The sequence below is a fragment of the Amycolatopsis sp. NPDC051903 genome, assembly GCF_044452505.1.
Classification (GTDB): domain Bacteria; phylum Actinomycetota; class Actinomycetes; order Mycobacteriales; family Pseudonocardiaceae; genus Amycolatopsis.
Genome location: NZ_JBITBT010000075.1, coordinates 1 through 13062, shown reverse-complemented (window position 1 = coordinate 13062; position 13062 = coordinate 1). Strand labels below are relative to the sequence as shown.

Below are 13062 nucleotides of genomic sequence, written 5' to 3'. Positions count from 1 at the left end.
ATGATGGTAACGACGGTCTGGATCACCTTGTCAAGGCTGGAAAGCGTGCCTTGACAAGGTGATCCAGACCGCGTGGAGGCTTCGGATCGAGGTGCAGGGCGGGGGCTGGGTGCACTCGGGAGTGGCGTAGGTCAGTGGCGGTTGGCAGACGGCTGGTGAGGTGAGCAGACGCGGTGAGCTGAGCAGACGCGGTGAGCTGAGCAGACGCGGTGAGGTGAGCAAGCGCGCCTGGTGAGCTGAGCAGCCCCGTGGGCCATCCAGCCGTGGTGGGAGGGGGTCAGCCCCAGCCGAGTTCGTGGAGGCGGGCGTCGTCGAGGCCGAAGTGGTGGCCGAGTTCGTGGAGGACGGTGATGAGGACCTCCTGGACCACCTCGGCTTCCGTGGTGCACATGCTCAGGATCGGGCGGCGGTAGATGGAGATGCGGTCCGGGAGGACGCCGCCGTAGTCGGTGGTGCGGTGGGTGAGGGCGACGCCGTGGTAGAGGCCCAGGATGTCGGGCGCCTCGTCGTTGAACTCCTCGACCAGGACGACCACGTTGTCCATCGCGGCGGCGAACTTCGGGGGCACCTGGTCGAGCGCTTCGGAGACGAGCTCTTCGAAGCGCTCGAGGGACATGTCGACCGCCACGGGGATCAGGGGTTCCCGCTGGACGACGGAGGCGTGCTGCTCTTGCCGCCGCCCTGGTCGGAGGGGGCGCCGGTGGCGTCGGGCTGGCCGGCGTCGTCCTTGACGGAGCCGGTGACGGCCTGGAAGCCGCTGCCGTCGGAGAGGGTGGCCGCGACCTTGCAGTTGACCTTGGTGGAGCCGGCGTCCCAGCTCTCCTGCTCGCGCAGGTCCCAGCCGAGGGTCAGCTTCTTCGCGTTCAGGTCCGCCTTGCCCGTGTAGTCGTCCGCGGCCTTGTTGCACTCGGTGTCGAGCCACGAGTCCTGGTCGTCCTGCTTCGGGTAGCCGTCCTTGAAGTGGGTGGCCAGGTCGATCGTGGCGATGATCTCGTACGAGTGCGGGCGGCTGCAGGGCACCGGGTCGCCGACGCCCTTGCCGGCCAGCGCGAGGCACGTGCCCGGGTCCCACACCGCCGACTGGTCCTGCGACTTCGCCGGTCCGGTCGTGGGCTGCAGGCCGCCGCCGGGGCCGGCCCACTGCAGGCCGCAACGCAGCTGGCGGTCGCCGTCGGCCCACTGGGCGGCGCTGGGGCGCAGCAGGTTGGTCGTGAGCTTGCCGTACGGGTCGAGCGGGTGCCCGAGGTACGGCGCGACGTCGCCGTTGCACTTCGACTGCGCGATCTGCTGCCACTGGTCGAGGTTCGGGAACGGCGCCTGCGCGTTGTACTGCGCGCCGATGTCGACCAGGCCCGTCACCTCGAACAGGTGCGGCTGCGTGCAGGCCACCTTCTTGACGTCGGACGCGTCCGGGGCGTTCCAGGTCAGGCAGCTGCCCGGCGGCGAGTGGAAGGCCTCCTCGGCCGCGGCGGACAGCTTGCCCTCGCCGCCGCCGGCGCCGCCCGAGAGCGTGCTGGTCCAGGAGAACGTCACGGACAGTGCGAGCGCGATCACGGCACCCAGGAACACCCCGGCCATCACCACACGGGTGCTCAGGGGGTTCAGGGGCGGACGGAACCGCTCGGCGTCGGGAGACATCGATACCCATGATGCCCGCGCCGCACGAGCCGTGCGCGTCCCGGGTCGTTAGTGTGGAAGACAGACTTCGCGTGTGTCGGGGGATTACGGAGCGAGGATGACGCAAGACGACGACAACGGGACCCAGCCGCCCGAGGGTGCGCCAGAGGAGCCGAAGCGCGGTTCGATGCGGTTCCAGGACGAGAGCACGACGCCGCGCGAGCCCTCGCTGGCCGAGCAGCGAGCGCGCCGGCAGGCGATCGCGCAGCAGGAACGCGAGGAAGAGGAAGCCGCCGAGGCCGCGCGCAAGGCCGACCAGAAGGCCGCGACCAAGCGCAAGATCCTCATCGGCAGCGGTGTGACCGTCGGCCTCGCCGGACTCGTCGCGACGTTCTACACGGTCGCCAAGCCGACCAACGAGACCGCCGTGTGCACGGACGCGAACGGCGTGATCCAGAACGACCAGTACTGTGACGAGAGCTACGCCACCTCGCACGGCGGGCACTACAGCGGCGGCTTCTGGTTCATCCCGATCGCCGGTGGCGGCTTCCAGCAGTACCGCTACAACTACGGCGGCACCGGCACCATCGGCCAGCGCGTGGCCGGCGGCACCTTCACCGCGCCGTCGGGCAACACGAACGTTTCGACGAAGTCGGGCCAGACCGTCCAGCGCGGCGGGTTCGGCATCAGCGGCAAGACGGGCACGTCCGGTGGCATCGGCGGGACCGGCAAGAGCGGAGGCTCGTAGGTGTACCGGGACCGGAGCGAGCCGCGGCGCGACTGGCAGCGGATCGTCGAGGAGCAGGGTCTCGTCTACGGCACACCCGCCCGGGACGGCGCCGGCAAAGCGCGCCCGTACTGGGACGAGTCCGTGCACTACGTCTTCGACATGGACGAGATCCTTTCGCTCGAAGCCGACGTCGAACTCCTGCACTCGATGTGCCTCGAGGCCGTCGACAACGTCGTGACCACCGAGGGCTACCGGCGCTTCGGCATCCCGGAGTGGGTCTGGCCGCACATCGCCGAGTCGTGGAAACGGCAGGATCCGCACGTGTACGGCCGCTTCGACCTGCGCTACGACGGCAAATCGCCCGCGAAGCTGCTCGAGTACAACGCCGACACCCCTACGACGCTGCTCGAGGCGTCCGTGGTGCAGTGGAACTGGAAGACCGACGTCTTCGAGAAGGACGACCAGTGGAACTCCATCCACGAGAAGCTCGTCGAGCGCTGGGGCGAGGTCGCCTCCCTTCTGCCGTCCAACGAACTGCACTTCACGTGGTCGTCGGCCGACCCGAGCGGTGAGGACCACGTGACCACCGCGTACCTGCAGGAGACGGCCGCGGAGGCCGGGCTCGACACCGTCGGCCTGGCGATCGAGGAGATCGGCTGGGACCCGGTGCTCAAGCGGTTCGTGGACCTCGAAGAGGCGCAGATGTCCACGGTCGTGAAGCTCTACCCGTGGGAGTGGGTGGTCGACGAGGAGTTCGGCCACTTCGCCGTGGAGACGATGCCGCGCACGCTCTGGGTCGAGCCGCTGTGGAAGATGCTGCTGTCGAACAAGGCGCTGCTGGCCGTGCTCTGGGAGAACTACCCCGGGCACCCGAACCTGCTGCCCGCGTTCACCGACGACCCGGGCCTGCTGACGGAGTACGTGCGCAAGCCGAAGCTGGGCCGCGAGGGCGCGAACGTGCAGATCGTGGCCACCGGCTACGAGACCCAGACCGACGGTGTCTACGGCGCCGAGGGCTACGTGTACCAGGCGTTCGACCCGCTGCCCGAGTTCGACGGCTACCGGCCGGCGCTCGGCGCGTGGATCGTCGGCGACTCCTCGGCCGGGCTGGGGATCCGCGAGACGAGCGGGCTCGTCACCGACGACGGTGCGGCATTCGTCCCGCACCGCATCCCCGAGTCGTGATACAACCTCCCCGCCTGATCTGCACTTTTCGCTCTTCTCGCTCTGGGAGACCCCTGTGATCACGACGTCTGTTGCGCTGTCCGACACGTTCGGCTCCGACCTGCTCCGCGGGGTCGGTGCGATCCTGTTGTACGGCGTGGTCGGCCTGCTGCTGATGTTCGCCGGCTTCTACGCGATCGACTGGACGACCCCGGGCAAGCTCTCGCAGCTGGTCACGCGCGGCCTGCCGAACGCGGTGATCGTGACCGCGTCCGGCCTGCTGTCGATGGCGTTCATCGTGGTCGTCGCGATCTTCAACTCCGCCAGCGACCTGACCGAAGGCTTGATCACCTCGCTGGTCTACGGCCTGCTCGGCATCATCGTGCAGGTGATCGCCGTGCGGCTGCTCGAGTGGGCCACCCGCATCGACGTGGGCTCGACGATCGAGAGCGAGAAGTTCGCCCCGGCGAGCATCGTGGTCGCCGCCGCGCACCTCGGCCTCGGCCTCGTGGTGGCGGTCGGTATCTCCTGAGTGCTGCCTCGTCGCGCGGTTCCCACTAGCGTGGAACCGTGCGACTGCTCAGGACACCGGAAGACCGGTTCGCTGACCTGCCCGACTTTCCCCACGAGCCGCAGTACGCGGAGCTCGCCGACCCCCACGGTGGCCTGATCAGAGTTGGCTACGTCGAAGCCGGCCCCGCCGACGGACCCGTCGTGCTGCTGCTGCACGGCGAGCCCAGCTGGTCGTACCTGTACCGCAAGATGCTGCCGGTCCTCGCCGACGCCGGGCTGCGCGCCATCGCGCCCGACCTCGTCGGGTTCGGCCGCTCGGACAAGCCGGGCGACATCGTGGACCACACGTACGCGCGGCACGTTTCGTGGATGAAGGCCTTCGCGTTCGACGCTCTGGACTTGTCCGACGTGACGCTCTTCGGCCAGGACTGGGGCGGGCTCATCGGCCTGCGCCTGGTCGCGGAGAACCCGTCGCGCTTCGCGGGCGTCGTGGCGTCCAACACGGGCCTGCCGACGGGCGACCAGGACATGCCCGAGGTGTGGCACTCGTTCCGGCAGGCCGTCGAGAACGCCCAGGTGCTCGACATCGGCCGCTTCATCCAGTCCGGCTGCCGTTCCGTGCTGCCGGACTCCGTCAAAGCGGCCTACGACGCGCCGTTCCCGAACGAGATGTACAAGGCCGGCCCGCGCGCGATGCCGGGCCTGGTGCCGTACCGCCCGGACAACCCCGCTTCGGACGCCAACCGCGCCGCGTGGAAGACGCTGTCTTCGCTCGACCTGCCGTTCCTCGTGGCCTTCTCGGACGGCGACCCGATCACCGGCGCGATGGGGCCGATCCTGCAACGCACGATGAAGGGCGCGGCGGGCCTTTCGCACCCCGTGATCGCCGGCGCGGGCCACTTCGTGCAGGAAGACGCGGGCGAAGAACTGGCGGCCCACGTCGCCCGCTTCGTGCGCCGCTGAGCCGGGGCCGGCCGCGGCCCCGGCGTTGGCTGCGGCACCGGGCCGACGAAGGGGCGGTGCGTCGGTGGTCGTTCTGCGCGGGCTGCTTGGTGGGGCCGCGGGGGTACCCCTGCTGGAGCTGCGGGTGACCGGAGCGATGCCGGCATAAGCAGCCAGATGCCTGGAGCTGGCGAAGTGGGAGGCGTCGCCGATCTCGAGCAGGATGCGGGCGGCGGTCCTGACGCCGATGCGGGGCATCGAGGTCAGGACCCCGGCAAGCGGGTGTGCATCAAGCATGCCCTCAACCTGGTCGGCGACCTGTTTGCGTTGGTGCAGCACGGTTTTCAAGCTGTCCGCGAGCCGGGGCAAGACTGTGTCCGCGGCGGCGGTGCCTGGGACGGTGACGGTCTGCTCGCCGAGTGCGGTCATGATCGCGTCGACGAGTTTGTCGCCCATGCGCGGCGCATGGGCCTTCGCGATCGCGATCAGAGTGCGGCGGCCGGCCTTGGCGATGCCGGCCGGGCCGCCGCAACGAGAGAGGATCTCCAGCACTGCCGGGTGGCTGATCCGCGGCCCGATGGCGCGTTCCAGTGCGGGGTGGATGCCGGTGAGCAGGCCGCGGATCCGGTTCGCGATCCGGGCGGCCTCACCGGCCAGGTCGTCGTCGAACCCGACCAGCACCTCCAGTTCGGCCAACGCCTCGTCGCCGACATCAACCGGGCGCAGCGTGTGCGAGAGCTAGCGGGCGGCGTCGGCGATGACGAACGCATCGCCAGGCCGGGTCACCTGGTGACCCGGCCGCGCGAGCGACCGCGACCGGCACCGCCCCGATCGTGGCCGGCTGATCCACCACGACCAGCAGCGGACCGTGCTGGGCGAGCGTGTCGAACAAAGCCCGCAGCTTGGGCTCGTTGTTGGGCAGCGGGGCGTCGTGCAACCGCTTGCCGTCTGGCCTGGCACCTACGGCTCCTTGATCAGGAACCACGAAAAGGTAACTGTGATTCTGGGGTGGCAGCCTGGCCTGGTCTGGTTGCTGTCAGGCTCGGCGCCGACTGCTCCGGCATGACTCGCAAGGTAACTGGCGATCCCGGTGATCTGCCGTGCCCCCGAGATGTCTGCTGGAGCGTCGGCGTCGGCCTGGCCCACCTGATTGGCTTGATAGCAGCCCGTCCGCCGCCTGCGGCGTGACTCGTCACAGTTCTGCCACACGGGTGACCTCTACCCAGGCCGACGCCGAACACACGGCTTGTCCCGCTTGGAGAAGAGGAACCACAACCGCATGACCATGCTCGCAGAACAGGTCGACGGCGTCATCGGGGTCGACACCCACCGCGACACCCTGGCCGCGGCCGTCGTCACCCCGATCGGCGCCGTCCTCGCCCACACCGACGTCACCGCCGATGCCCGCGGCTACCGGGAACTGCTCCAATTCGCGCGCCGGCACGTTCTGGGCGCCCGGTGCTGGGCGTTGGAAGGCGCCGGCAGCTACGGTGCCGGCTTGGCCGCGTTCCTCGACGCCGAAGGCGAACGTGTCGTCGAGGTCTGCCGGCCGAAACGACCGGCCCAGCGCGGCGGCCGCAAGACCGACAGCCTCGACGCCGTGCGCGCCGCCCGCGAAGCACTGGCCAGCGAACAGCTGATCCATCCTCGCCGCCGCGGCGAACGCGAAGCCTTGCGCGTCCTGCTGACCACCCGTCACAGCGCGGTCCTGGCCGCCACCGCCGCGATCAACCACCTCAAGGCCCTGATCGTCTCTGCTCCTGAAGGTTTGCGGTCTGAGCTGCGCGGCAAGTCCAGTGCTGCCCAGGTCGCCTACTGCGCCGAGCTGAACGACCAGCCCGACAGCTCGCTGGAGCACCGCATGACGATCCGAGCGATGCGCTCAGCCGCCCGACGCATCCTGACCCTGCGCGCTGAGGCGAAGGACTTGGAGACCGACCTGGCCACCCTGGTCCAGCAGATCGCTCCCGCCCTGATCGGCCTGGCCGGTGTCGGCCCGATCAGCGCGGCCCAGATCCTCATCAGCTGGTCTCATCCCGGCCGGTTCCGCTCCGAAGCCGCGTTCGCCGCCTTCGCGGGCGCAGCCCCGATCCCGGTCTCGTCCGGGATGACTCACCGGCACCGCCTCAACCGCGGCGGTGACCGTCAGCTCAACCGAGCCCTCCACACGATCACGCTGATCCGCATGCGTGTCGATCCAGCAACCAAGGCCTACATCGCCAAACGCGCCGCTGAGGGCAAGACATCGCGCGACGCGCAACGCTGCATCAAACGCGCCCTCGCCCGCACCATCTTCAAACTCCTCGAGCGAACCACACCCCAAGACCACGGCAGCGAATCTCAGAGCCGCCTCGCGGCGGCTTGACACGACATAGCAGCCTCGGGGGTACCCCCGCTTTCCACGCTACCGGCCAGGTACGACGGATTCGGTGCGGTGAAGCCAAAGCCGGGCAGGTTGTCCACAACCCGCCCGGCTGTCCACCGCCCAGGGAGGACTACGAGAGCGCGGCCTTCGTCGCCGCGAGGGAGTCGACGAGGATGTCCAGGCCCTCCTGCGCCTCGGCTTCCGTGAGGGTCATCGGGGGGCCCAGTCGGAGGACGTTGTTGTGCAGCCCGCCCTTGCCGATCAGGAGGCCGCGGCGGCGGGTTTCCTCGAGCATCTGCTTGGCGGCCCGCACGGACGGCGTGAGGGTGCCCGGTTCGACGAGCTCCACGCCGATCATCAGGCCCTTGCCGCGGACGTCGCCGACGAACTCGTTCGACGCGGCGGCGGCGCGGAGGCCCGACAGCAGCTGGGTGCCGCGCGCCAGGCAGTTGGCCTGCAGGTTGTGGTCGCGGATGTAGTCCAGCACCGACGACGCCCCCGCCATCGAGACGGGGTTGCCGCCGAACGTGGAGAACGACTGGGCGTTGAAGACGTCCACCACGTCGCCGCGGCCGACGATGCCGCCGACGGCCAGGCCGTTGCCCAGGCCCTTCGCGAAGGTCATCAGGTCCGGCACGACGTCGTGGGCCTGGATGCCCCAGAAGTGCGAGCCGGTGCGGCCCCAGCCCGTCTGCACCTCGTCGGAGATGAACAGGATCCCGTAGGAGTCCAGGACCTCCTTCATGGCCTTGAACAGCCCGTCCGGCGGCAGCGAGAACCCGCCGACGCCCTGGATCGGCTCGGCGATCAGGCACGCGACGTCGCCGGCGGTCGCGATTTCCAGCACGTCCACCAGGTCCGCGACGCACGCGTCGATGTACGCCGCGTCCGACAGGTCGCCGAAGGGGCTGCGGTAGCGGTACCCGCCGTGCACGTAGTTGACCTTGACCGGCGAGAGCGCCGACGCGGACCAGCCTCGGTTGCCCGTGATGGCGACCGTGCCGAAGGACCGGCCGTGGTAGGAGTTGCGCATCGCCAGCACCTGGTTGCTGCGGCGGTGCTGCGTGGCGAGCATCAGCGCGGTGTCGTTGGCCTCGCTGCCGGAGTTTGTGAAGAACACCTTCGCGTCGGGGATGCCCGAGAGCTTCGCGATCTTCTCGGCCAGCTCCACCTGCGACCGGATCAGGTACAGCGTCGACGTGTGCAGCACGCCGGTGTCGAGTTGCTTGCGCACGGCGTCGCTGACCTCGGCGATGTCGTAGCCCATCGCGTTGGTCAGCACGCCCGCGAAGAAGTCGAGGTAGGTGCGGCCGGTCGAGTCGGTGACCCGGCGGTCCTGCGCGTGCACGATCTCCAGCGGCTCGTCGTAGAGCAGCGACATCCACGTCGGCATCACCGCTCGGTGGCGGGCGAGCAGCTCGTCGGTCATGTCGGTCTCCGTCCGTGTCGGCGTCTTCGGAGTATGTGCAGCGGCCGAATCGGGCGACAACGATCAGACTGCTCCGTCCTGGCGGAACGACCGCACAGTTTGTCCGTGGACGGCCAAGGGGAAACCGCGTCGAAGGACCGGCTGGCCTGCGACTACCCTCTGTCGGTGTGATTGACCCCAGGACTCTGCGCGAGAACCCGGAAGTCGTGCGCGCGTCGCAGCGTGCCCGTGGCGAGGACGAAGGAGTGGTCGACAAGCTGCTCGGCCTCGACACCCGCCGCCGCTCCGCGATCGCCAACGCCGACAAGCTGCGGGCCGAGCAGAAGTCCGTCAGCAAGCTCGTCCCCAAGGCCGCTCCGGAGGACAAGGCCGAGCTGCTCGCGCGCGCGAAGGAGCTGTCCGCCCAGGTCAAGGCCGCCGAGGCCGAGCAGACGCAGGCGTCGGAGGAGTTCGACACGCTCTTCCGCACCGTCCCGAACCTGGTGCACCCCGACGCGCCGGTCGGCGGCGAAGACGACTTCACCGTGCTGAAGACCGTCGGCGAGCCCCCGAAGTTCGACTTCACGCCGCGCGACCACCTCGAACTGATGGAGGGCCTCGGCGCCGTCGACATGGAGCGCGGCGCCAAGGTGTCGGGCTCGCGCTTCTACTTCCTCACCGGCGTCGGTGCGCAGCTGCAGCTCGGGCTGCTCAACATGGCCATCGCGCAGGCGCTGGAAAACGGCTTCACGCCCATGATCACGCCGTCGCTCGTGCGCCCGGAGATCATGGCCGGCACCGGTTTCCTCGGCGCGCACGCGTCGGAGATCTACCGCCTGCACGACGACGACCTGTACCTCGTCGGCACCTCCGAAGTCCCGCTCGCGGGCTTCCACGCCGACGAGATCCTGGACCTCGGCGACGGCGCCCGCCGCTACGCCGGCTGGTCGTCCTGCTACCGCCGCGAAGCCGGCTCGTACGGCAAGGACACGCGCGGCATCATCCGCGTGCACCAGTTCGACAAGGTCGAGATGTTCGTCTACGCGAAGCCCGACGACGCGGAGGCCGAGCACCAGCGGCTCCTCGGCTGGGAAGAGCAGATGCTCGCCAAGATCGAGGTGCCCTACCGCGTCATCGACACCGCGACGGGTGACCTCGGCACGTCGGCCCACCGCAAGTTCGACTGCGAGGCCTGGGTGCCGACGCAGGACACCTACCGCGAGCTGACGTCGACGTCCAACTGCACCACGTTCCAGGGCCGCCGCCTGTCCGTGCGCTACCGCGACGACAACGGCAAGCCGCAGATCGCCGCGACGCTCAACGGCACCCTGGCCACCACGCGCTGGATCGTCGCGATCGTCGAGAACCACCAGCAGGAAGACGGCTCGGTGCGGGTGCCGGAGGCGCTGCGGCCGTTCGTCGGCGGGCGCGAGGTGCTCGAGCCCCTGAAGCGCTGATTCCGCAGGTGCGGACCCGTCCGGCCCGCTAGGGTGCGAGCCGTGACGGGGTTCAGGGGAGTTCGGGCGGCCGCCGCTATCGCCGGCGCGGTGCTGTTGCTGGCCGGCTGCACGGTGCGGGTCGGCGGCGAGGCGCAGCCGGTGCCCGGGCAGGGGCCGGTGAAGCGCGTCGTGGACGCGTGCTCGCTGCTCGACCCGCAACAGGTGAGCGCGCTCGGCTACCGCGAGCCCGGCAAGGCGTCGAAGGCCAGCGAGCAGCAGCAGACCCCCGCGGCCTGCCTGTGGAACAGCGCCGACGACACCGAGACGCTCGCCATCCTCGGCGTCGGCTGGTCGGTCGACCTCTCACAGGACGACTACCTGCAGGGTGCCCTCGCGAAGGCGCAGCCCGAGCAGATCGGCGGCTTCACGTGGACGCGCTACGCCGGGTTCATCGCGGGCAGCTGCGACCTGTACACCACGCTCGGGCCGAAGTCGTTCGCCTACGTCAGCGTGGACTACCCCGACGACGCGAAGGCGTGCCAACTGGCGAAGCAGGCCGTGCCGCAGGTCGCCGCGCACCTGCCGGGCGGGCAGCCGGCGCCGCCGATCACACCGTCCACTTCGGCCGCCCCGCCGACCGGACCGCTGTCCGATCTTGACCCGTGCACGCTGCTGAAGCCCGACCAGGCGACGTCGCTGAAGATGGCCGCGCAGGGCGACGAGCAGAGCTCCACCTCCGTGCCCGACAGCACTTTCTGCCTGTGGCCCGACACCGACGGCACCCGCGGCCAGAAACCCTTCGAGGTCTGGCTCGGCCCCAGCACGCCCATGACGAAGTGGCCGGGCATGGACGTCCCGCCCACCTCGACCCTCGACGCGAACGGGCACCACTGGTCCATCTTCCCCAACTTCAACGAATCCGGCGTCAACTGCGCCGCGGGACTGGCCGTGACGCCGACGTCGTCGATCCAGCTCGTCAGCGGGTACCTGGACGACACCTCGAAGTCGTGTGACGCGATCAAGGCCGGCATCCCGCTCGTTTCGGCGAACCTGCCGTCCTGAATCGACAGTCCTCTTAGGACGCGAGAGCGGGCCGGCGCAGCGAGGCCTGGCCACTGCGCGCCACCGGGATGTTGCGCGGCGCGGCAGGCCGGCCGGGGCGCTGCGGCGCCGGCCCGGTGCGGCGCGGCTGCGGGCGCTGCACGTCGACGTCCACCGCCACCTCCTCGCCGCCGATCTCCCGCGTGATCCACGCACCGGATTCGACCATGACCGCGAGCGTCTTGAGGTCGAGCGAGTTGATGCGGGCGCGGTACCACCCGTCGTCCGCCAGCGCACCCATGCGGCCTTCGAGCCGGCTCTTGACCTCCTTGAGCCGCTTGAAGAGCGTGTCGGCCAGCACCTGCCGGTCCTCCCCGCTCGTGAGCCCGGCGCGGACGCGGTCCTCGATGCCGCGCGGGACGCCGTTGTCGTCCGGCATCAGCATCGTCGTCCAGGCGCGGGACTTCTCGCGGTACTGCAACTGCTGCATCAGCCCCTCGTGCGGCGCGAAGTCGGCCGCGCGGAACGCCCGGCCGGCCCAGCGCGCGGTGAGGTTCGCGGCGAGCGACTGCGCGCTCTTCACCCCGGTGTTGAGCCCGCGGCCCGGCCAGAAGTGCAGCGAGTTGGCGGCGTCGCCGAGCAGGAAGCCGAACGTGCCGGGCGCGAGCTGCGCCGTGAACTTCGGGTTCTGCTGCATGCCCAGCTTGAACGACGTGATGCCCACGACGTCGGCGAGGGTCACGCCGAAGAACTTGATGCCGTCGGCGATCCGCGGCCACAGGAACGACAGCTTGTCGACCGAGGGCTTGAACACCGATCGGTGCCGGTCGCACACGAACTTGTCGCCGTCGGGGCGCATGGTGCAGCCGAACTTGCCGATGCACGGCACCGGACCGTGTTCGCCGTAGGCCACGATCTCCGACGCTTCCTCGGCGGTGAGGCGCATGTTGATGAAGCCGCCGCCGAGGGAGTTGAAGAGGAACCGGTTCTGGCACACGGTGAGCGGCACGGTGTGCTCGTCCGGCACCTTCGCCTTCACGCGGATGCCGAGCACGGTCTCGTCGAGCGGCTGCCCGTCCACCGAGTACAGGTCGCGGCTCGAGGTGCCGAACGCGTCCTTGAGGTCTTCGCGAGTCTTGGAGCGGGCGCCGTCGCAGATGGCGAGCACGTCGACGCCGTCCCAGGTCTTCGGCCGCGCATAGGGTTCGGCGACGAGTTCGATGCCGTAGACGTCCTGCGCGAGCTCCAGCAGGCTGTCCTCGATCCAGCGGACCTTGATGTTGCGCGGACGGCCGCGGTGCGCCGGGGAATCGGGGCCCAGCGGCCACATCTCCGAGTAGTTGCCCGCGGTGAACAGGCGCTGCTGCACCAGCGCGGGCAGCTGGCCCCACACGTTGCTCTGCAGCGTGACGACCTGCTCGCGGCGGTTGTTGCCCTCCGCCTTGCCCTGCCAGGTGATCCGGCCGTCGCGCCGCACCCAGCGGCGGTCGAACACGCGGATCCGGACCTTGTCACCGAGCATCGAGCGCAGCGTGCACGCGAAGATCAGGCCGACCGGACCGCCGCCGGCCACGTCGACGCGCAGCGGCCGCGCCGAACCGGGCCGGGGAGCCGACCGAACGACGCGGGCGAGGTCGCTCGCCGAGTTCTGGGGCAGGGCCAGCATGACCGTGTTCCCGAACTGCGAGGCGTGGTGGTTCATCGGTGGACCTCTCCATCGTCGTGGGGGGGGGGGGGGCGCCCCCCCCCGCCCCCCCCCCCCCCCGCGCCCCCGCCCCCCCCCCCCCCTTTGGGGGTGGAGGGGGCCCCCCAAGGGCCGTGGGGGTGGGGGTGAACAGCGCCC

General features: G+C 69.9%; 11 protein-coding genes and 1 pseudogene. 7 read left to right on the top strand and 5 right to left on the bottom strand.

The annotated features are described in order from the left end of the window. Window positions 1–277 precede the first annotated feature (277 nt). Both ACIA77_RS51910 and ACIA77_RS51905 read right to left on the bottom strand, forming a co-directional pair. On the bottom strand, window positions 278–616 hold the full coding sequence (locus tag ACIA77_RS51910; protein WP_395893653.1) for a metallopeptidase family protein: 339 nt from the start codon (window positions 614–616) through the stop codon (window positions 278–280). A gap of 17 nt (window positions 617–633) precedes the next feature. Beyond that, window positions 634–1638, bottom strand: a complete 1005-nt coding sequence (locus tag ACIA77_RS51905) for a septum formation family protein (RefSeq protein WP_395893652.1) — start codon at window positions 1636–1638, stop codon at window positions 634–636. Window positions 1639–1804: 166 nt separating this feature from the next. Here ACIA77_RS51905 and ACIA77_RS51900 point away from each other — a divergent pair, with 166 nt between their 5' ends. From ACIA77_RS51900 to ACIA77_RS51885, 4 genes are read left to right on the top strand one after another with little or no spacing between them, the layout of a single operon-like run. Next, window positions 1805–2365 carry a hypothetical protein gene (locus ACIA77_RS51900; RefSeq protein WP_395893655.1) on the top strand — a complete coding sequence of 187 codons (561 nt, stop codon included), beginning with the start codon at window positions 1805–1807 and terminating at the stop codon, window positions 2363–2365. Then, window positions 2366–3532, top strand: a complete 1167-nt coding sequence (locus tag ACIA77_RS51895) for a glutathionylspermidine synthase family protein (protein WP_395893651.1) — start codon at window positions 2366–2368, stop codon at window positions 3530–3532. Window positions 3533–3590: 58 nt separating this feature from the next. Next, on the top strand, window positions 3591–4043 hold the full coding sequence (locus ACIA77_RS51890) for a DUF350 domain-containing protein (protein WP_395893654.1): 453 nt from the start codon (window positions 3591–3593) through the stop codon (window positions 4041–4043). Window positions 4044–4081: 38 nt separating this feature from the next. Continuing rightward, window positions 4082–4987 (top strand): haloalkane dehalogenase, encoded by a 906-nt coding sequence (locus ACIA77_RS51885; RefSeq protein ID WP_395893650.1) that lies wholly within the window; start codon window positions 4082–4084, stop codon window positions 4985–4987. 84 nt (window positions 4988–5071) lie between these two features. Here ACIA77_RS51885 and ACIA77_RS51880 read toward each other — a convergent pair. Beyond that, window positions 5072–5981: pseudogene (locus ACIA77_RS51880) on the bottom strand (transposase); the annotation flags it as partial. 264 nt (window positions 5982–6245) lie between these two features. Here ACIA77_RS51880 and ACIA77_RS51875 point away from each other — a divergent pair. Then, a complete protein-coding gene (locus ACIA77_RS51875) occupies window positions 6246–7331 on the top strand; it encodes an IS110 family transposase (RefSeq protein WP_395893649.1) in 1086 nt (361 codons plus the stop codon). 130 nt (window positions 7332–7461) lie between these two features. Here ACIA77_RS51875 and ACIA77_RS51870 read toward each other — a convergent pair whose 3' ends face one another. Then, on the bottom strand, window positions 7462–8760 hold the full coding sequence (locus tag ACIA77_RS51870; protein WP_395893648.1) for an aspartate aminotransferase family protein: 1299 nt from the start codon (window positions 8758–8760) through the stop codon (window positions 7462–7464). 167 nt (window positions 8761–8927) lie between these two features. Between ACIA77_RS51870 and serS the strand changes: the two genes are divergently transcribed. Next, window positions 8928–10196 (top strand): serine--tRNA ligase, encoded by a 1269-nt coding sequence (gene serS, locus ACIA77_RS51865; protein ID WP_395893647.1) that lies wholly within the window; start codon window positions 8928–8930, stop codon window positions 10194–10196. A gap of 42 nt (window positions 10197–10238) precedes the next feature. Then, window positions 10239–11240, top strand: coding sequence for a DUF3558 family protein (locus ACIA77_RS51860; RefSeq protein ID WP_395893646.1), 1002 nt, complete (start codon window positions 10239–10241; stop codon window positions 11238–11240). Window positions 11241–11253: 13 nt separating this feature from the next. Here ACIA77_RS51860 and ACIA77_RS51855 read toward each other — a convergent pair whose 3' ends face one another. Beyond that, window positions 11254–12921 carry a hypothetical protein gene (locus ACIA77_RS51855; RefSeq protein ID WP_395893645.1) on the bottom strand — a complete coding sequence of 556 codons (1668 nt, stop codon included), beginning with the start codon at window positions 12919–12921 and terminating at the stop codon, window positions 11254–11256. Between the last annotated feature and the right edge of the window lie 141 nt (window positions 12922–13062).

Bases quoted from the DNA above. Each gene is read 5' to 3' on its own strand.
- ACIA77_RS51910 (WP_395893653.1), bottom strand. From the start codon at position 616: ATGTCCCTCGAGCGCTTCGAAGAGCTCGTCTCCGAAGCGCTCGACCAG.
- ACIA77_RS51905 (WP_395893652.1), bottom strand. From the start codon at position 1,638: ATGTCTCCCGACGCCGAGCGGTTCCGTCCGCCCCTGAACCCCCTGAGC.
- ACIA77_RS51900 (WP_395893655.1), top strand. From the start codon at position 1,805: ATGCGGTTCCAGGACGAGAGCACGACGCCGCGCGAGCCCTCGCTGGCC.
- ACIA77_RS51875 (WP_395893649.1), top strand. From the start codon at position 6,246: ATGACCATGCTCGCAGAACAGGTCGACGGCGTCATCGGGGTCGACACC.
- ACIA77_RS51870 (WP_395893648.1), bottom strand. From the start codon at position 8,760: ATGACCGACGAGCTGCTCGCCCGCCACCGAGCGGTGATGCCGACGTGG.
- ACIA77_RS51855 (WP_395893645.1), bottom strand. From the start codon at position 12,921: ATGAACCACCACGCCTCGCAGTTCGGGAACACGGTCATGCTGGCCCTG.